This window comes from Mycobacterium sp. pUA109, from assembly GCF_041287095.1.
GTDB lineage: Bacteria > Actinomycetota > Actinomycetes > Mycobacteriales > Mycobacteriaceae > Mycobacterium.
Genome location: NZ_JBGGKS010000024.1, coordinates 1 through 18,503, shown reverse-complemented (window position 1 = coordinate 18,503; position 18,503 = coordinate 1). Strand labels below are relative to the sequence as shown.

At 68.2% G+C, this 18,503-nt stretch carries 20 protein-coding genes and 1 pseudogene; 10 read left to right on the top strand and 11 right to left on the bottom strand.

The window, feature by feature from the left end; all coding sequences use genetic code 11:
- Window positions 1-31: 31 nt before the first annotated feature.
- Together ACAG26_RS22885 and ACAG26_RS22880 are read right to left on the bottom strand one after the other, a co-directional pair.
- The gene (locus tag ACAG26_RS22885; protein ID WP_071023135.1) at window positions 32-271 is read right to left on the bottom strand and encodes a redoxin NrdH; all 240 of its coding nucleotides are present in this window, start codon (window positions 269-271) and stop codon (window positions 32-34) included.
- A gap of 409 nt (window positions 272-680) precedes the next feature.
- Window positions 681-1,346 carry a DedA family protein gene (locus tag ACAG26_RS22880; protein WP_370485367.1) on the bottom strand — a complete coding sequence of 222 codons (666 nt, stop codon included), beginning with the start codon at window positions 1,344-1,346 and terminating at the stop codon, window positions 681-683.
- A gap of 114 nt (window positions 1,347-1,460) precedes the next feature.
- Between ACAG26_RS22880 and ACAG26_RS22875 the strand changes: the two genes are divergently transcribed.
- Entirely contained in the window at window positions 1,461-2,135 is a 675-nt protein-coding gene (locus ACAG26_RS22875; protein WP_370485366.1) for a response regulator transcription factor, read from the top strand.
- Here ACAG26_RS22875 and ACAG26_RS22870 read toward each other — a convergent pair.
- Together ACAG26_RS22870 and ACAG26_RS22865 are read right to left on the bottom strand one after the other, a co-directional pair.
- A complete protein-coding gene (locus tag ACAG26_RS22870; RefSeq protein ID WP_370485425.1) occupies window positions 2,111-3,433 on the bottom strand; it encodes a sensor histidine kinase in 1,323 nt (440 codons plus the stop codon). The two genes, ACAG26_RS22875 and ACAG26_RS22870, sit on opposite strands and share 25 nt — an antisense overlap.
- 264 nt (window positions 3,434-3,697) lie before the next feature.
- Window positions 3,698-4,243 carry an NAD(P)H-dependent oxidoreductase gene (locus ACAG26_RS22865; protein WP_370485365.1) on the bottom strand — a complete coding sequence of 182 codons (546 nt, stop codon included), beginning with the start codon at window positions 4,241-4,243 and terminating at the stop codon, window positions 3,698-3,700.
- A gap of 91 nt (window positions 4,244-4,334) precedes the next feature.
- On the opposite strand from ACAG26_RS22865, the gene ACAG26_RS22860 reads away from it, so the two are divergent.
- From ACAG26_RS22860 to ACAG26_RS22845, 4 genes are all read left to right on the top strand, one after another.
- Window positions 4,335-4,940 (top strand): TetR/AcrR family transcriptional regulator, encoded by a 606-nt coding sequence (locus ACAG26_RS22860; protein ID WP_370485364.1) that lies wholly within the window; start codon window positions 4,335-4,337, stop codon window positions 4,938-4,940.
- Window positions 4,937-5,968 carry a DNA polymerase IV gene (locus tag ACAG26_RS22855; protein ID WP_370485363.1) on the top strand — a complete coding sequence of 344 codons (1,032 nt, stop codon included), beginning with the start codon at window positions 4,937-4,939 and terminating at the stop codon, window positions 5,966-5,968. The genes ACAG26_RS22860 and ACAG26_RS22855 overlap by 4 nt, the downstream gene beginning before the upstream one ends.
- A 94-nt stretch (window positions 5,969-6,062) precedes the next feature.
- Window positions 6,063-6,536, top strand: a complete 474-nt coding sequence (locus ACAG26_RS22850; RefSeq protein WP_370485362.1) for a helix-turn-helix domain-containing protein — start codon at window positions 6,063-6,065, stop codon at window positions 6,534-6,536.
- On the top strand, window positions 6,514-7,251 hold the full coding sequence (locus ACAG26_RS22845) for a nucleotidyl transferase AbiEii/AbiGii toxin family protein (RefSeq protein ID WP_370485361.1): 738 nt from the start codon (window positions 6,514-6,516) through the stop codon (window positions 7,249-7,251). The genes ACAG26_RS22850 and ACAG26_RS22845 overlap by 23 nt, the downstream gene beginning before the upstream one ends.
- On the opposite strand, the gene ACAG26_RS22840 is transcribed toward ACAG26_RS22845, so the two are convergent.
- A complete protein-coding gene (locus ACAG26_RS22840) occupies window positions 7,229-8,800 on the bottom strand; it encodes an alcohol dehydrogenase catalytic domain-containing protein (RefSeq protein ID WP_370485360.1) in 1,572 nt (523 codons plus the stop codon). The genes ACAG26_RS22845 and ACAG26_RS22840 overlap by 23 nt on opposite strands.
- Before the next feature lie 108 nt (window positions 8,801-8,908).
- Here ACAG26_RS22840 and ACAG26_RS22835 point away from each other — a divergent pair, with 108 nt between their 5' ends.
- From ACAG26_RS22835 to ACAG26_RS22825, 3 genes and pseudogenes are all read left to right on the top strand, one after another.
- A complete protein-coding gene (locus ACAG26_RS22835; protein WP_370485359.1) occupies window positions 8,909-9,559 on the top strand; it encodes a TetR/AcrR family transcriptional regulator in 651 nt (216 codons plus the stop codon).
- 24 nt (window positions 9,560-9,583) lie between these two features.
- Window positions 9,584-10,294, top strand: a pseudogene (locus ACAG26_RS22830) (cytochrome P450); the annotation flags it as partial.
- A 99-nt stretch (window positions 10,295-10,393) separates the two neighbouring features.
- Entirely contained in the window at window positions 10,394-11,545 is a 1,152-nt protein-coding gene (locus tag ACAG26_RS22825; RefSeq protein WP_370485358.1) for an AAA family ATPase, read from the top strand.
- On the opposite strand, the gene ACAG26_RS22820 is transcribed toward ACAG26_RS22825, so the two are convergent.
- Together ACAG26_RS22820 and ACAG26_RS22815 are read right to left on the bottom strand one after the other, a co-directional pair.
- On the bottom strand, window positions 11,542-12,408 hold the full coding sequence (locus tag ACAG26_RS22820; RefSeq protein WP_370485357.1) for an SDR family oxidoreductase: 867 nt from the start codon (window positions 12,406-12,408) through the stop codon (window positions 11,542-11,544). The two genes, ACAG26_RS22825 and ACAG26_RS22820, sit on opposite strands and share 4 nt — an antisense overlap.
- 91 nt (window positions 12,409-12,499) lie before the next feature.
- Window positions 12,500-13,171 (bottom strand): TetR/AcrR family transcriptional regulator, encoded by a 672-nt coding sequence (locus tag ACAG26_RS22815; protein WP_370485424.1) that lies wholly within the window; start codon window positions 13,169-13,171, stop codon window positions 12,500-12,502.
- 111 nt (window positions 13,172-13,282) lie between these two features.
- Here ACAG26_RS22815 and ACAG26_RS22810 point away from each other — a divergent pair, with 111 nt between their 5' ends.
- Window positions 13,283-14,761: a cytochrome P450 gene (locus ACAG26_RS22810; protein ID WP_370485356.1), complete on the top strand. Its 1,479-nt coding sequence runs from the start codon at window positions 13,283-13,285 to the stop codon at window positions 14,759-14,761.
- A gap of 141 nt (window positions 14,762-14,902) precedes the next feature.
- Window positions 14,903-16,378, top strand: a complete 1,476-nt coding sequence (locus ACAG26_RS22805) for a cytochrome P450 (protein ID WP_370485355.1) — start codon at window positions 14,903-14,905, stop codon at window positions 16,376-16,378.
- A gap of 133 nt (window positions 16,379-16,511) precedes the next feature.
- Here the strand turns inward: ACAG26_RS22805 and ACAG26_RS22800 are convergent, their stop codons facing one another.
- The 4 genes from ACAG26_RS22800 to ACAG26_RS22785 all read right to left on the bottom strand — a co-directional run bounded on the left by ACAG26_RS22800 (window position 16,512) and on the right by ACAG26_RS22785 (window position 18,165).
- A complete protein-coding gene (locus tag ACAG26_RS22800) occupies window positions 16,512-16,952 on the bottom strand; it encodes a homocitrate synthase (protein WP_370485354.1) in 441 nt (146 codons plus the stop codon).
- Window positions 16,953-17,115: 163 nt separating this feature from the next.
- Window positions 17,116-17,517 (bottom strand): DUF302 domain-containing protein, encoded by a 402-nt coding sequence (locus ACAG26_RS22795; protein ID WP_370485353.1) that lies wholly within the window; start codon window positions 17,515-17,517, stop codon window positions 17,116-17,118.
- A gap of 25 nt (window positions 17,518-17,542) precedes the next feature.
- Window positions 17,543-17,812, bottom strand: coding sequence for a metal-sensitive transcriptional regulator (locus tag ACAG26_RS22790; protein ID WP_370485352.1), 270 nt, complete (start codon window positions 17,810-17,812; stop codon window positions 17,543-17,545).
- Window positions 17,813-17,814: 2 nt separating this feature from the next.
- Entirely contained in the window at window positions 17,815-18,165 is a 351-nt protein-coding gene (locus tag ACAG26_RS22785; protein ID WP_370485351.1) for a carboxymuconolactone decarboxylase family protein, read from the bottom strand.
- Between the last annotated feature and the right edge of the window lie 338 nt (window positions 18,166-18,503).

Sequence of the window (18,503 nt, the reverse complement as noted above, 5' to 3'; positions counted from 1 at the left end):
GGGGGTGGTTGCCCCGCGCACACACCACCGATTAGGCGCTGAGCGCGGTCTCCGCGAGCGCCTTGATCCGGTCGGGCCGGAACCCCGACCAGTGCTCGTCGCCGGCCACCACCACCGGTGCCTGCAGATACCCCAGCGCCATCACGTAGTCCCGGGCCTCCGAGTCCACGCTGATGTCGACTTTCTGGTAGGCAATGCCCTGTTTGTCCAACGCCTTGTAGGTGGCGTTGCACTGCACGCATGCGGGCTTGGTGTACACGGTGATGGTCATCGACGTCACAGCTCCTCAGCGAAATTTGACAACGGACGGGTAACGGGTCGGGCACTGCCTACGCACTGGTATTCAGCGGACCGTCGGGCCGCGAAATTCCCCGTTCGGAGGACCGTGTCGATTGTCATCTCGTGACCGACTTGCCGGCCCGCCGTCCGGGTGGATCTTGTGGTCTGGCGGTGCTCAAAACACTACACCTAGTGGGTCACGTTGAGAAGTAATACAAGATGTTCTGAACAACATTCGTGAAATTCCCAGGTCGTAAGCCTCGCGGCGGCGTGCCGCACGGCGTGTCGCAGATCACATTTATTGCTGCCGCTCGTCATGACACCAGGTCTATCACCGGCCACCGACAACCTCGCTGACGCCGCCGAGCCCGCCGCGGGCCAGCAAAGTCAGCGGGGACGGCTTACCGCTGGTGGGCCAGCGCCGGTTCGCGCAGCGGCCGGGGCAGCGCCGCGGGCGCGGCCAGCGCACGGCGGATCCGGTCGCGGGCGTAGCCGGCCACCAGCGGCAGCACCGAGACCACCACGACCGCGGTGAAGATCATTTCCAGGTGGTCGCCGACGAACGCGATCCCGCCGAGCAGGTAGCCCAACAGCGGGACGCCAGCGCCCCAGGCCAGCGCGCCGACCACGTTGTAGCCCAAAAAGGTGCGGTGCGGCATCCGGGAGGCGCCGGCCAGCACCGGGACCACGGTGCGCGCCACCGGGATGAAGCGGGCCAACAACACGGCCACCGGACCGTACCGGTCGAAGAATTCCTGGGCGCGGGCCAGGTGCTGCGGCCCCATCCGTTTGGCGCTAGGTCGCTCGAACACCGCCGGCCCCGCCTTGGCCCCGATCAGGAAGCCGCACTGGTCACCGGCGCCGGCCGCGACCGGAACGGTGAGCAGCAGCAGCCACAACGGCATCGCGGGATGCTGTTGGGCGGCCAAGATGCCGGCGGTGAACAGCAACGAGTCCCCCGGCAGAAAGAACCCCAGCAGCAGGCCGGTTTCGATGAACACCACGGCCAGCAGGCCGACCAGCCCAAACGTCGCGATCAGCGTGCCGGGGTTGAGTGCGTCAATCATTGCCGACCTCCAAATCCTTGGCTCTGCGGCCAGACTGGCGGGTGGGCGCTGTGGGGACGCTGAGAAGCCGTCGACCATCTGCTCTACTGGGGCGACAGAGCGAAAGGGGGCGGGGTGCGGGTCCTGCTGGTCGAGGACGAAACCCGGCTGGCCGAGACGGTGCGTCGCGGCCTGGTCGCCGAGGGATTCGTCGTCGACGTCGAACACGACGGCCTGGACGGGCTGGCGGCGGCCACCACCGGCGACTTCGACGTGGTGGTGCTCGACATCATGCTGCCCGGGCTCAGCGGCTACCAGGTGCTGCGCGAGCTGCGGGCCCGGCAGGTGTGGACGCCGGTGCTGATGCTCTCAGCCAAGGACGGCGAATACGACCTGGCCGACGCGTTCGATATCGGCGCCGACGACTACCTGACCAAGCCGTTCTCCTTCGTCGTGCTGGTGGCGCGGCTGCGCGCGCTGCTGCGCCGCGGCGCCCCGGCCCGCCCGACCGTGCTGACCGCGGGCACGCTGGCGCTGGATCCGGCCCGCCGCCGGGTGACCCGCGGCGAGACGGTCATCAACTTGACCCCGCGCGAGTACGGGGTGCTGGAGTTCTTGCTGCGCCACCGCGACGAGGTGGTCACCAAAACCCAGATCCTGCGCTCGGTCTGGGATTCCAACTACGAGGGCGACGACAACGTCGTCGAGGTCTACATCGGCTACCTGCGGCGCAAGATCGACGCACCGTTTCAGGTGGCCACCATCGAAACGGTGCGCGGCGTCGGCTACCGGCTGCTCTCGGATACCTGACCGGCCTCGGTTTGCAGCGGCAGCGTGACGGTGAACACCGCGCCGCCCCCGTCCGCGTCGCCCACCGTGACGGTGCCGTGGTGGGAGCGCACCACCTGCGCGACGATGGCCAGGCCCAGCCCGGTTCCCCCCGACGCGCGGGCGCGCGCGGCATCCAGCCGCACGAACCGCTCGAAGACCCGGGCCCGGTCCGGCAGCGGAATGCCGGGACCGTCGTCGCCGACGCGGATGACGACCTGACCCGATTCCGGCCGGCAGCCCAGCGTGACCGTGCCGCCGGTGTGGCGCGCCGCATTGTCGACCAGGTTGCGCACCACCCGGGCCAGCGCCGCCCGGTCGCCCACCGTGCGGCACGGCTGGATGTCGGTCACGGTGTCCACCGCGCCCAGGCCGGCCAGCCGGCTCGCCTCGGCCAGCAGCAGATCGTCGACGTCGACGTCGTCGTGGCGCAGGCCCATCGCACCCTCATCCGAGCGGGCCAGCAGCAGCAGGTCGTCGATCAGCTGGTTCATCCGGCGGGCTTCGGGCAGCAGGGATTCGTCGATCAGGTCGGCGTCGATCAGGTCGGGCCGCCCGGCGGCCAGCTCGAGGGCGGTGGTGATGGTGGCCAGCGGGCTGCGCAGTTCGTGGGAGGCGTCGCTGACCAGCCGCAGTTGGGTGTCCCGGCCGCGTTCCAACCGGTAGAGCATCGCGTTCATGGTCCGGGCCAGCTGGGCGATCTCGTCCCGGGTGTGCGGTACCGGGACCCGCTGTCGCAGATCGGTGCTCGACATCGACGCCACCTGGGCGCGGATCGCCTCCACCGGCCGCAGCGCCGCCCCCACCAGCCGGTAGGTGGCCACCGCCACCAACGCGACGATGAACGGCGCCCCGATGGCCAGCAGGATGCCCACGATATCGACGATGGTTTCCACCGGCTCGCGCTCCACGCCGACCAGGATGGTGGCGGTCCCGCCGGCGGTCGCAACGCCGCGGGCCGCCACCCAGTACTCGATGTGCTGGCTCTTGACCCGCAGCCGGCGCACCTGCCCGTCGCTCAGCGACAGCGACGTCAGCGGCCTACCGAGCGCACCGGTGGAGGCGGCCACCACCTTCCCGTCGGCGTCGACGACCTGGACCGCCGCGATCTGGCCGTCGGTCACCAACAGGGAGGGGTCCAGGTCCCGCGGCGCATCGGTGCGCAACTGGGTGCCGATGCGCTCGGCGCGGGCCGCGGCCGCGGTGTGGCCGGTGTAGGCCAGCGACAGGTACAGCACCAACAGCAGCACCCCGCAGGCCAGGGCCAAACAGATCGTCATCACCACCGCGGCCGCCAGCGCCGAGCGGGTGCGCACGCTGGCGTGCAGGGGGTTGAACCGCCCGAGGAGCGTCAGCGCCCGGGCTACCCGCCCTGCCACGGCCACCTCCCGGTTCGTCGCTGTCGGTCACAGCATGCCCCGGCGCCGCTGTGGGAACGCTGAACGCCGCGGTCGGCATCACACGCCACACGCCGAGATTGACGTGAGCGCGGGTCGTACTCGGACATTTCCGCGCTCACGTCGATCTCGCGGGCATTACCGCGGTCAGTCCACCTCGGCGACCAGCTTGCCGAGAACGTCGCGCACGTCGGCGACCAGTTGGGCGTGTTCGGCCGGATGTGCGCCGTCCAGCGACTTCAGCGGCACCGACAACTTGATCGCGTCCACCACCCGCGGTCCGGCGATGCCGAACGATTTGCGGGTCTCGTCGTGCGCCCACACCCCGCCGTATTGGCCCAGCGCCGCGCCGATCACCGCCAGCGGCTTGTCCTTGAGCGCGCTGTTGCCAAACGGTCGGGACAGCCAGTCGATCGCGTTCTTGAGCACCGCGGGAATGCTGCCGTTGTATTCCGGGGTGACCACCAGGGCGGCGTCGGCCGCCGCGGCCGCCTCGCGCAGCACGGTGACCGCCGCCGGGGTGTCCGCCGGTGTGTCGATGTCCTCGTTGTAGAACGGCAGCTCACCGAGGCCGTCGAAGACGGTGACGGTCACCCCGTCCGGGGCGATGTCGGCCGCCAACTCGGCGATCTGGCGGTTGACCGACTCGGCGCGCAGGCTGCCCACCAACGCCAAGACCTTGATGTCCGACATGAAACAGTTCCCTTCGGTTGTTGGTGTACATCTTCGCACGATCGAACCGGACCGCAGTCCGGTTTATTCCGGCCAGGCTAGAGTACACGTTGTGAGGGTGGACGGATTGCCGACGTTGCCGGTCTCCGACGCCGGGCCGCCGGAGCGCGGCGACGCCGCCCGCAACCGGGCCCTGATCCTGGATGCGGCGCGGCGGCTGGTCGCCGAGCGCGGCGCGGACGCGGTCAGCATGGACGACATCGCCGCGGCCGCCGGCGTCGGCAAGGGCACGGTGTTCCGCCGGTTCGGCAGCCGCGCCGGGCTGATGCTGGTGCTGCTCGACGACGACGAGCGGGCCAACCAGCGGGCGTTCCTGTTCGGCCCGCCACCGCTGGGCCCGGACGCGCCACCCCTGGATCGGCTGCTGGCGTTCGGTCGGGCGCGGCTGTGTTTCGTGCACGCCCATCACACCCTGCTGTCGGAGGCCAACCGCGATCCGCAGACCCGCAGCAGCGCCCCGGCCGCGGTGCACCGCACCCACGTGCGGATGTTGCTGGCCGCCGCGGGCACCGGCGGCGACCTGGACGCCCAGACCGACGCGCTGCTGGCGCTGCTGGATGTCGACTACGTCGAGCATCGGCTGACCGAGCCCGACCAGACCCTGGAAGCGCTGGGCGACGCGTGGGAGAGCTTGGCGCGCAAGCTCTGCGGGCGATGAGCTGGATCCTGCACGTCGACTTGGACCAGTTCCTGGCGTCGGTGGAGCTGCGCCGCCATCCCGAACTGGCCGGGCGGCCGGTGATCGTCGGCGGCAACGGCGATCCCACCGAGGCGCGCAAGGTGGTCACCTGCGCGTCGTATCCGGCCCGCGAGTACGGGGTGCACGCCGGGATGCCGCTGCGCACCGCCGTCCGCCGCTGCCCCGAGGCAACCTTCCTGCCCTCGGATCCGGCCGCCTACGACGAGGCCTCACAGCAGGTGATGGGCCTGCTGCGCGACCTGGGGCACCCGGTGGAGGTGTGGGGTTGGGATGAGGCGTTCGTCGGCGCCGAGGTGGCCGACCCGCTGGCGCTGGCCGAGCAAATCCGCGCCGTGATCGCCGCCGAGACCGGCCTGGACTGCTCGGTGGGCATCAGCGACAACAAGCAGCGCGCCAAGGTCGCCACCGGGTTCGCCAAACCGGCCGGGATCTACCAGCTCACCGACGCCAACTGGATGGACGTGATGGGTGAACGCGGCGTCGACGCGCTGTGGGGCGTGGGTGCCCAGACCGCGAAACGCCTTGCCGCCCTGGAGATCAGCACCGTGCGGCAGCTGGCGCACACCGACGCCGAGCTGCTCACCGCGACGTTCGGGCCGCGCACCGGGCTGTGGCTGCTGCTGCTCGCCAAGGGCGGCGGCGACAGCGAGGTGCGCACCGACCCGTGGGTGCCGCGCTCGCGCAGCCACGTCGTGACGTTCCCCCGCGACCTGACCGATCCGGCCGAAATGCGTGCGGCCGTCACCGAATTGGCGCACCGCACGCTGGCCGAGGTGATCGAGCAGCAGCGGGTCGTCACCCGGGTCGCGGTCACCGTGCGCACCGCCACCTTCTACACCCGCACCAAGATCCGCAAACTGCCGGCGCCCGGCACCGATGCCGACCTGATCACCGCCACCGCCGTGCAGGTGCTCGAGTTGTTCGACGTGGACCGCCCGGTCCGGCTGCTCGGGGTGCGCCTGGAGCTGGCCATGCCGCCGGAGTAAAGCCGACGGTGAGCCCGGTCAGCCTGCCCGGATAGCGCCACTTGGCGGCTGCGGCGTGTATACAATGAGATACATGCCTTCACGGAACCCTGCCGTGGCGGAACACACCAAGGGTGTGCTGACCGAGCTCGGTGGCGAGCTTCGCAACCGGCGGCTGGCCCTCGGTGTCAGCGCCGTGACCACCGCCGAAGCAGCAGGAATGTCACGGGTTACCTTGCACCGCATCGAGGCCGGGTCACCTGCGGTGACGATCGGCGCCTACCTGAACGCGGCCGCGGCCCTGGGGCTGCGGCTGACGCTCGATGAGCCGCAGCATCGCCGCCGACCGGCGCATGAAGCAGCACCTGGGCAAGATGCACCGGAGACGACGGTTCGCGTGGGGGACTTCCCGCAACTGCACGCGATCGCGTGGCAGCTGCGCGCCGAGACCGAACTTACCGGCGTCGAGGCACTACAACTGTACGAACGCAACTGGCGCCACGTGGACCAAGCCGCAATGAGCGACGAGGAACGCGCCTTCGTTCAGCAACTGGCCGACGCGCACAGTGCAGGGGTCCTCCTTGTTTGAGCGAACGCATCATGTTCGGATTGCCAGCATCCTCGACGCACTCGACGCCGAACTCCTGGCGGCGTCGAGTTGCTACTTCGGCGGCGGCACTGCGATCGCACTGCGGCACCGCGAGTACCGCGAATCCGTGGATATCGACTTCCTCGTCTCCGATAAATCCGGGTACAGCGACCTGCGCGAGCAGGTCCGCAGGCCAGAAGGATTCAACGCGCTGACCTGCCGACCGGTAACCACGCTGCGGCCCGTCGTGACGGATCAGTACGGCATCAGAACTTTGCTCGACGCTGACGGCGAAACGATCAAGTTCGAGATTGTTTTCGAGGGCCGGATCGGATTGGAGACACCGCGTGCGGGCGACAGCATCTGCGGGGTTACGACGCTGACCGACCTGGATATGGCTGCCAGCAAGCTGCTGGCCAACTCCGACCGATGGTCCGAACGTGCGGTGTTCAGCCGCGATGTCATCGACCTGGCCATGATGGAGCCCGGCCCAGACCTGCTGAACCGGGCCATCGCCAAGGCCGAGTCCGCTTACCGGTCGGCCATCGTTGACGATCTAAGCAAGGCCATCGACTACCTGCGGGACAACCCGCATCGCCTTGATGACTGCATGCGCGAGTTGCAGATGTACGACACTCCCAAGGCGGTCCTGTGGGCTCGCATCAAACGGCTGAACCGGTCGGGGTCCCCGGCTAGGGGATCAAAACGGCTTTGACTACCGTGCCGTGCCGGGTAGCCGCAATCGCGTCATTGATGCGCTCGAGAGGAAACGTCGTGACGATCCGCTCGACCGGTAGTTGGCCGTTTTTGTACAGCTGGATCAGGCGCGGGATGAAGGTTCGCGGCACTGCCTCACCTTCGACGACGCCGCGCAGGGTCTGCCCCGTGCCGACAAGCTTGGCTTGATCCACCTCAATGGGCGTGCACGTTCCCTGCAGGCCGACGGTGGCGCACACACCGGAAGATGCCAAGCCGGCGAGCGCCGCCCGGATCACCCCGGGTTTGCCGATGCAGTCGATTGCGTAGTCCACGCCGTGGCGAGTTACCCGTTTGGCGTCGGCGGGATCGACCGCGGTCGTCGCCCCGAGCGCGACAGCGAGTTCCCGGCGCTGCGCATTGGGGTCGACGGCGATGATCTGGTCACAACCGGCCACTTTGGCGGCCATGACCGCCGACAGCCCGACCGATCCGGCGGCGAAGACCGCGATCGAGGAGCCCGGTTCGGGCTGCAATGTGTTGAGGACGGTTCCGGCGCCCGTTTGCACACCGCAGCCCAGTGGAGCCAGTACTTCGAACGGGACGTCGTCGGGCACCGGCACGACGGTGTGCGCGGCGGCCAGCGCGTAGGTGGCAAAGGAAGACTGGCCGCAGAACCGCGCGCGCACCGGTGTCTCGCCGAGCCGGGCGCCCCCGCTGCCGTCCAGGCGAACCCCACTGAGGTTCAGCAGGTTGGATCGTGCGCAATACGCCATCCGGTCGCGGCGGCAGTTTCGACAGTTCCCGCACCAGGCGTAGCTGAGGACGACTCGGTCACCGGGGTGCAGGTCGGTGACCTCCGAGCCGACCGATTCGATGATTCCGGCGCCCTCATGGCCGAGCACCAGGGGCAGCTGCTGCGGCGTTGCCATCCCGGCCACGACGAGGTCGGTGTGGCAGATGCCGGACGCTTCGATCCGCACCAGCACCTCGTCGGGCCGCGGCGCTTCGATCTCAACGGCGGCGAGGGCGAACGGCGCGCCCGCCTCATGCAGAACGGCGGCGGTCGCGGCGCGCGGCGGTGTGCTCGCGACGAACGCAAGGTCGCGTGGCCGTTGCGGGGCCGTGAGTTTGGTCAGATAGAAGTAGCCCGGACGCTTCTGGCCAGGAGTTTCCATCGCGCCGATCAAGATGGTGTCGGAGATCCGCCGGAAGTGATCGGCCATCGGTAGGTCTTGGTAGACCATGGTCGCGGTTGCGCTCCCGCGGTAGTCGCGCATCGTCAAGCGCGCGCCACCGAAACTGGGGTTGGCGAACCGTTGCCCCGATTCGTCGAAGCAGACGATCGGCGCCACGTCGTCGGGGCCGGCGAACGACTTTCCGGCCCACCTGATCGCCTCGAGTTGCGCCTCGACGGGATGGCCCAGACCAAATATCCCGCCCGCCCACTCGCCGAGAACACCCTCAACCCCGATCGCTTCGGCTGCGTCGTACACCTCGTCGAGCTCATCGAGCGTCGGCGACTCATCCCGGTCGACCAGCGCCTGGAAGCGTTGTGCGACATCCATATCCTTCAGCCTTTCGCTGGGCTCCTGCGCTCTGGCCGAGCACGCCACGGTCCGACAAGAATTGACACAGTATTGTGTCAGGAACAGTGTTGTGTCAACATTGCCGGTATGGCCACCGTGTCCCGACCCTTCCGCGGCATCAGCGCCGACGAACGTCTCGCGGAGCGTCGAGCGACGCTGGTCGAGGCAGCCCTGGAGGAGATCGGCGAGGTCGGCGTCGCGCAGCTGCGGATGAACACCGTATGCAAACGTGCCGGGTTGACCCAGCGCTATTTTTACGAGCACTTCGGCAACCGCGACGAACTGCTCACCGCGGTCTTCGACAGCGTCATCGATGAGGTCATCAGCGACACCATCGCCACCGTGGAGGCCTGCACTCCGGACCTCTTCGACCGCGCGAGCGCCGCCTTGGCAATCTTCTACGACGCCATCATCAGCGACCCGCGCAAAGCCCGGCTCTATGCCGAATCGGTGGGAAACCTTGCCGTCGCCGAGCGCAAACGTGCCGCCGTGCGCCGTTACGCCGACTTCGTCGCCGCACAAGTCAGCGCCGTCGTCGGCAAGATGAATAACCGCACCCGGTCTCGGCTGACGATGGCCATCCTCGTGCTGGTCGGCGGGCAAGCCGACGCCGCCGCCGCGCTGGCGGGCGGTGATGTCACCCTCTCTCGCGCCGACTACATCAACCTTCACGCCCGACTGCTTACCGACGCGGTCGCCGCGTCAACAACCCAGCCCGTCAGCAGAGGAGAGAAATGAGCACACCGATCATCGACGGTGCCGCAAGGGTTGTTCGGCGGCGACGACGGTGAGTTTCGGCGCGGCACCACCCCCGAAGAGCTGCTGCAGGTATTGCTTGACTTCTTCGGCTACTTCAACACCCTGACCGCGTCCCGGCGTGCACAGCCCGGCGAGGACCTGGCGTCGGCGATCGCCAATGCCCGCGTCGACGGGGAACCGCTGTCGGATATCGACACCGCCTCCTATTACGTGCTCATCGCCACCGCCGGTCACGACACCACCAGCGCCACCATTTCCGGTGGACTGTGGGCGCTGATCGACAACCCCGACCAGCCGCAGCGGCTGGCCGATAACCCCGGCCTGATGCCCACCGCTGTGGAGGAGATGATCCGCTGGGTTACCCCGGTCAAAGAATTCATGCGCACCGCCACCGCGGACACCGCCGTCCGCGGTGTGCCCATTGCCAAAGGCGAAGCGGTGTATTTGTCCTACGCCTCGGCCAACCGCGACGAGGAGGTGTTTGCTGACCCATTCCGCTTCGACATCGGACGGGATCCCAATAAGCACCTGGCATTCGGCTACGGCGTACATTTCTGTCTGGGCGCCGCGCTGGCCCGCTTGGAGGTGGGCAGCTTCTTTGCCGAACTGCTACCGAGGCTGAAATCCGTTGAGCTGAACGGAGAACCGGAACTCATCGCAACCACATTCGTCGGTGGGCTCAAGCACCTGCCGATTCGCTACGAGCTACGCTGAGCGGCCTTTCCCCTCTCCCTGCGCCGCTGTCGCGACTGGCGGCGCACCTAAACCGGATCCGCTACTGCGGCTGTCACCAAGGCCCGATAGCCTGCGGGCATGTTGTCGACGGTGGCGGTGCGCGGCTACCGCTCGCTGCGGGAGGTGGTGCTGCCGCTGGGGCGGCTCACCGTCGTCACCGGCGCCAACGGCACCGGCAAATCCTCGCTGTACCGGGCGTTGCGGCTGCTGGCCGACTGCGGCGCCGGCCAGGTGATCGGCTCGCTGGCCCGGGAGGGCGGACTCGAGTCGGTGTTGTGGGCCGGGCCCGAGCAACTCGGCGGCGCCCGGCGCACCGGAACCAGCCAGGGCACCCGCCGCACCCGGCCGGTGTCGCTGGAATTGGGGTTCGCCGCCGACGATTTCGGCTATCTGGTGGACCTGGGCCTGCCGCAGAATCCCGGCGCCGAGTCGGCGTTCGTACACGATCCGGAGATCAAACGGGAGGCGGTGTTCGCCGGCCCGGTGCTGCGCCGCGGCGCCACGCTGGTGCGCCGCACCCGCGGGGTCGCCGAAGCCAGCGGCGACCCCGGTTTCGAGCAGCTGTCCCGCGCGTTGCCGACCTACCGCAGCGTGCTGGCCGAATTCGCCCACCCCGCCGCGCATCCGGAACTGTCGGCGGTGCGGGACCGGTTGCGCGGCTGGCGGTTCTACGACGGTTTCCGGGTCGACGGCGGCGCCCCGGCACGGCGCCCGCAGGTCGGCACCCGCACGCCGGTGCTCTGCGACGACGGCGCCGATCTGGCCGCCGCGGTGCAAACCATCATCGAATCCGGCGGCGACGAGCTGGCGCGCGCGGTCGCCGCCGCGTTCGACGGCGCCACGGTGTCGGTCGCGGTCACCGACGGGCTGTTCGACCTGCAGCTGCACCAGCGCGGCATGCTGCGGGCGTTGCGGGCGGCCGAACTCTCCGACGGCACCCTGCGATTCCTGCTGTGGGCGGCCGCGCTCCTCAGCCCGCAGCCGCCGTCGCTGATGGTGCTCAACGAGCCAGAGACCTCGCTGCACCCGGATCTGGTCGCGCCGCTGGCCGGGCTGATCCGCGCCGCCGCCACCCAGACCCAGGTGGTGGTGGTCACCCACGCCCGATCGTTGCTGGAGTTCCTCGACGCCGACGCGGCGGAAGTTGAGCTCTACAAGGATTTCGGCGAGACCCGGGTCGCCGGGCTGGGCCTGCTTAACACCCCGGCGTGGGACTGGGGCACGCGCTAACGGGTGGGTGCACCGGGGCGCAGCGCCCGGCTAAACACCACGTTGACTTGCCGCATCGCGACGCTGTAGGGCCACCAGGCCAGCCGCTTGAACGCGTACAGCGCCCGGATGTCGGCCGAGGTGTAGATCAGGTAGCGGTTTTTGGCCACCCCGGCCAGGATCTTGTCGGCCGCCTTCTCCGGGGACACCGCGTGACCGGCGAACCGGGCCACCCAGCGGTCCACGTTGGGATCCTCGCGATCCACGCCGGCGATTTCGACGGTGTTGACCAGCGGGGTCTTCACCGCGCCGGGCACCACCACCGATACCCCGATGCGGTGCCGGGCCAAATCGAAGCGCAGCACCTCCGACACCCCGCGCAGCCCGTATTTGCTGGCGCTGTAGGCGGCGTGCCAGGGCAGCGCGACCAGGCCGGCGGCCGAGGACACGTTGACCAGCTGCCCGCCCCGCCCGGCGGCCACCATCGGGGGCAGGAACTCCTCGATGACGTGGATTGGGCCCATCAGGTTGATCGCGACCATCTTGCTCCACTGTTCGTGGGACAGCCGGTCGACGGTGCCCCACGCCGACACGCCGGCGATGTTCATCACGATGTCCATGGCCGGGTGCCGGCCGTGGATATCGGCGGCGAACGCGGCGACCTCGTCGTAGTCGGCGATGTTGAGCACCCGGTGCTCGGGCACCTGCGCGCCCAGCGCCTGGGCGTCGGCGACGGTGTCGGCCAACCCCTCGGCGTTGCGGTCGGTCAGGTACAGCTCGGCGCCCAACGCAGCCAGCCGCAACGCGGTGGCGCGCCCGATGCCGCTGGCCGCTCCGGTGATAAAACACCGCTTACCCGAGTAGTGCTGCGCAAGCCGAGTCATCGGCACCGCTCCTCCTCATCGCTCCGCTCTGCATCGTCGCCGGTGCAGCCACGGAGGGAGACGATACCGGCGGTACCGGAAAGCGGGGCGGCTAACCGTCAAGTGTGTCGGCGCCGGCGCCGCCCCACAACCCGTGCAGCCACAGCGCCTCGAGCACCCGCACGCCGCGCTCCACGTCGCCGTCGGGTCCCAAGAAGGTGCTATCGCCGGAGAGCATCAGCGCGGTGGTCACCCCCAGGGTGCGTACCAGGGCCGGGATGTCGTCGCTGATCGGGTGGGCGGTGCCGGACTTGATCTCCTCTTGCACGATGGCGACGATCTGGTCGATCACGGTGTCGATCTGGGCATCGAGGATCTTGCGGATCTCGGCGTCGGTATTGCGGGCGACATTGCACGCCGACATCACCGGGTCGTTATGGGCGTAGACAGCGGCCGCGCTGCCCACCATCCGCTTGGCGAACGCCGCCGGCGACTCGTCTTCGCCCCGCGGCGCGAAGTAGTGGGTGAGCTCTTCGAGCTCGTGGGTAGCCTCGCCGAGGATCTGAGCTAGCACCGCGTACTTGGAGTCGAAGTAGAAGTAGAACCCGGACCGGGCCACCCCGGCCCGGTCGCTAATGGTGCTCACCGACAGCTCGGCGAACGGCTGTTCCTGCAGCAGTTCACGGACCGCCTGCAGGATCGCCTGCCGCTGCCGGTCGCCGCGCCGGGTCGGGGCCGCTGCAGCCGATGCCTGATCGCCGGTCCGCCGGGCGGCCTGCTGGATGTTCACCCCTCGACCTTGCACCACACCAGCAGAAAACGAAACTTGACAGCCGTCAAGCGTGTCCCGAGGATGGGTTTCAGTGACGGCTGCCACATTCGGTGAGGAGCAGCGATGGCGACCATCAGCACCCCGCACTACCTGCTCGACCAGGCCAAGCGCCGACTGACTCCGTCATTCAACAATTTTCCCGGCATGGCTGCCGTCGAACGTAGGCTGCTGAACACCGAGTTCCCGCCGCGCAAGCTCGCCGATCCGCCGCCGGGTAGTGGCCTCAAGCCGGTCCTCGGCGATGCGGGCCTGCCGATCCTCGGCCACATCATCGAGATGCTGCGGGGCGGCCCGGACTACCTGCTGTTGCTGTACCAAACCAAGGGTCCGGTGATCTTCGGCGACTCGCCGGTGCTACCGGCGGTGGCAGCGCTGGGCCCCGATGCCGCACAGATCATCTACTCCAACCGCAACAAGGACTTCTCGCAGCAGGGCTGGGTCCCGGTGATCGGGCCGTTCTTTCACCGTGGCCTGATGTTGCTGGATTTCGACGAACACCTGTTTCACCGCCGGATCATGCAGGAGGCGTTCGTACGCCCCCGGCTGGTCGGCTACGTCGAACAGATGGACAGGGTCGTTTCGCAGGTGGTCGCGAACGACTGGGTGGTCAACGACGCGCGTTTCCTGCTGTATCCAGCAATGAAGGAACTCACGCTCGACATCGCCTCCATGGTGTTCATGGGCCACGAGCCGGGCACCGACCACGAGTTGGTCACCAAGGTCAACAAGGCGTTCACCGTGACCACCCGCGCGGGCAATGCCATCATCCGCACCAGGGTGCCGCCGTTCACCTGGTGGCGCGGGCTCAAGGCGCGTGAACTGCTGGAGAACTACTTCCGTGAGCGCGTCAAGGAGCGTCGCGGCCAGGACGGCAGCGACCTGCTGACGGTGCTATGTCAGGCCGAGGACGAGGACGGCAACGGCTTCTGCGACGAGGACATCGTCAACCACATGATCTTTTTGATGATGGCCGCCCACGACACGTCGACCTCCACGGCGACGACGATGGCCTACCACCTGGCCGCCGACCCCGAGTGGCAGGACCGCTGCCGCGACGAGTCGGATCGGCTCGGCGACGCCCCGCTGGACATCGAATCGCTGGAGAAGCTGGAATCGCTGGATCTGGTGATGGACGAATCCATCCGGATCGTGACACCGGTGCAGTGGGCAATGCGTCAGACCGTGCGCGACACCGACCTACTGGGCTATTACCTGCCCGCGGGCACCAACGTCGTCGCCTATCCCGGGATGAACCATCGGCTACCCGAGATCTGGACGGACCCGCTGAAGTTCGACCCCGACCGGTTCACCGAGCCGCGCAACGAACACAAGAAGCACCGCTACGCGTATACGCCGTTCGGCGGCGGGGCGCACAAGTGCATCGGGCAGGCGTTCGGCCGGCTGGAGGTCAAGACCATCCTGCACCGGTTGTTGCGCCGGTACCGGATCGAGCTGCCGCATCCGGGATACCGGGGGAAGTGGGACTACGCGGGCATGCCCGTTCCGGTGGATGGCATGCCGATCGTGCTGCGTCCGCTGTAGGTCTCCGCACCGCCTGATCCGTGGTCAACCCCCGGCCACCCGACGGCGCCACGCCGGCGCCAAAAGCAAACTTGACAGCCGTCAAGTCTCGCCGTCAGGATGGGATCCAGTGACGGCTGCCAGAACCGGTAAGGAGCCTCGATGGCGACGATCAGCACCCCTCGATACCTGCTCGATCAGGCCAAACGCCGGTTCACTCCCACGGTGAACACCATCCCCGGCATGGGTTTGCTGGAGAAGCGGCTGCTGGCAGTGGACTGGCCGCAAAAGAAGCTGGCCGACCCGCCGCCGGGCAGTGACCTCAAGCCCATCGTCGGCGATTCGGGCCTGCCGATTCTGGGGCACATCGTCGAGATGTTCCGGCAGGGTCCGGATTTCCCGTTGTTCCTGTACAACACCCGCGGCCCGGTCACCTTCGCTGATTCGCCGATCCTGCCGTCGATCGTGGCGCTGGGACCCGACGCCACCCAGACGATCTTTTCCAACCGCAAGAAGGACTACTCGCAGAAGGGCTGGGAACCGGTCATCGGCCCGTTCTTCAACCGGGGCCTGATGATGCTCGACTTCGACGAGCACATGGGGCACCGGCGGATCATGCAGGAGGCGTTCACCCGGCCCCGGCTGGCCAGCTACGTCGAGCACATCGACCGGGTCGCCAGCTCGATCGTGTCCGATTGGCCCACCAACGACGCGCGCTTCCTGGTGTACCCGGCGATGAAGGAGCTCACCCTCGACGTCGCCTCGGTGGTGTTCATGGGCCACGAACCGGGCAGCGACCACGCGCTGGTGACCAAGGTGAATAAGGCGTTCTGCCAGACCACCCGGGCCGGCGGCGCGATCATCCGGACCTCGGTGCCGCCGTTCAAGTGGTGGCAGGGCCTGCAGGGCCGCAAGGTACTCGAGGACTACTTCGCCGAGCGGGTCAAGGAGCGCCGCCGCGCCGAGGGCACCGACATGCTGACCGTGCTGTGCCACACCGAAGATGAGGACGGCAACAGCTTCTCCGACGCCGACATCGTCAACCACATGATCTTTTTGATGATGGCCGCACACGACACCACCACCTCGACGGTGACCACGATGGCCTACCACCTGGCCGCCCACCCGGAGTGGCAGGAGCGGGCCCGCGACGAGTCGGCGCGCCTGGGTGACGGCCCGCTGGACATCGAGGCGCTGGAGAAGCTCGAGACGCTGGATCTGGTGATGGACGAGTCGCTGCGGCTGGTGACCCCGCTGCCGTTCAACATGCGTCAGACGGTGCGTGACACCGACCTGCTGGGCCACTACCTGCCGGCCGGCACCAACGTGGTGACCTGGCCGGGGATGAACCACTGGCTGCCCGAGCTGTACACCAACCCGCGCCAGTTCGATCCGGAGCGGTTCTTGGAGCCGCGCGCCGAGCACAAGAAGCACCGCTACGCCTGGGCGCCGTTCGGCGGCGGGGCGCACAAGTGCATCGGGATGGTGTTCGGCCGCCTGGAGGTCAAAACCGTCATCCACCGGATGCTGCGCTCCTACCGGCTGGAGCTGGCCCACCCGGGCTATCAGCCGCACTGGGATTACGGCGGCATGCCGATCCCGATGGACGGCATGCCCTTGGTGCTGCGCCCCCTGTAACCCCCCTTCCCCGCGCACACCCCCTTTCCCCCGCGAGCCCTTTCCCCCGCGAGCCCTTTCCCCCGCGAGTGTGTGTGTCCCCGGCCGACACGCCGAGGCGCGCACCGTTTTTGCGCACGCTCGCAGGGTCGGATCAGCCCGCTTGCAGCCGGTTGGCGCAGGCGATCACCGCCGACAACGCCGATTCGGTGGCATCGGTCGACCAGCCCATCGCCCAACGCGCCCGGCGACCGTCGGTGCCTTCGATGAACGTGGCGGTGTGGTCGCCGGATGTCAGCTGGTGAAAGCGCAGCATCTCCAGTGCGATGCCGCGCCCGTGCAGCATCGCGGTCAGCGCGGCCAGCGGGCCGCATGCGGTGACCGTCGCGGTGTCGATGTGGTCACCGACGGCGAGGGTAGCCTGATAGCTGCCCGGCCCGGTGTGGGCCCACCGCCCTAGCCGCACCGGACCCGAGGTCGGTCCGTAGGTCACGATGAACCGCTCCCAGGTCAGTGTGCCGACCTGTTCACGGAGGCCACGCGGCAGCGGGGCGCCGAACCGGTCGGCGATAACGGTAGCGGTGGAGGTGCTCATGTGCCGGTCTTCTCTGCTCGGGTGAAGTGACCGACGGGTAGTAGCGTCCGACCCACAGCGGGGGGTCGGTCTGGATCAGACCCCGCTGCGGGTGCTGGCTACTACGAGAAGATGACGCACGATCGCCGACCCTAGCGGCCGACTCGGAGTCCGCGCAACCCGATTAGGTGCCGGCGATCTCGCGCAGGGCGTTGTGCAGCAGTGCACCCACCTGGTCGGCGATCTCGGTCAACGCCGGCTCGTCGGTCACCTGCGCCATCAGCCGCGGGTCCATCGCGTCGACGATGACGGTGTCCGGCGCCTCCGGGTCGGCGCGCACCACCACATTGCACGGCAGCAGGACCCCGATCGGACGGTAACTGGTGACCGCCCGATGCGCGAGACCGGGATTGCACGCCCCCAAGATCAGATAATCCTCGATCTGCTCACCCAGTTTGGCTTTCAGGGTTGCCTTCAGGTCGATTTCGGTCAGCACGCCGAATCCCTGTCGGGCCAGCGCTTCCCGGGTTCGCGACACCGCCTCGTCGAATGAGGTCTGCACGGTGGTCGACAACGCCACACCCATGAGCGACTCCTTATCTCTCGTGTTCTTAGGCCAGGGCGAGGAACAGCTTTTCCAGCTCGGCCTCGGTCATCGGGGCGCTGCCGTCGGCGGCGACGCCGCTGAGGCATTCCCGCAGCCCGGTCGCGACGATCTTGAACCCGGCACGGTCCAGCGCCCGCGACACCGCCGCCAGCTGCGTGACGACATCCTTGCAGTCCCGGCCTTGTTCGATCATGGCGATGACCCCGGCCAGCTGCCCCTGCGCGCGCCGCAGCCGGTTGAGGACGGCAGCGATGCTGTCCTGATCCCCGACCACGGCTAGACCGCCGCGCTGGCGTCGGCGAATTCGCAGAACGCGTCGTAGGCGCGGGCACCGTAGATGGTGGCCGGCCCGCCCATCATCATGATGGCGACCCCGACCGCTTCGGCGGCCTGCTCTTTGGTGGCGCCGGCGCGCGCGGCGGCTTTGGCGTGTGAGGCGATGCAGCCGTCGCAGCCGTGCACGACGCCGATGGCCAAGGCGACGAGTTCTTTGATGTTGGTGTCCAGGGCGCCGGGCGCCATGGCGGCTTTGGTCATCTCGCCGAAGCCGCGGTAGACGTCGGGGATCATCGTGCGCAGCGCGCGGTGTTGCGGGTTCAGGTCGGTCAGTACGTCGTGATGCGTCATACCCAGACCATACCCCTGGGGGTATAGTCTGGCAAGCCCGGCCGGTGACGGTCAGCGTTTACGCGCGGTGACCAGCAGGTATTCCCACCCCATCGCCGACGATCCAGCCAGGTGCCGGTCGCCCAGGGCGGCGAGGTCGGCATCAACTCAGCGATCGAAGGTGTCGGGGAATCGGTGAGCTGCGTTCCGGCGCCAATGCCTACACTTTTCACCCGTTGCCGGTATCGTCCGCGCCACTATGAGCCCGGCAGTGGTTTCACTGAGGGGGACCCGTTTGGTGGTCCAGTCGTTATGCGGCTTGGGGTTGGTGGGTCGTGGTCCACTGTAGGGCGAATTCG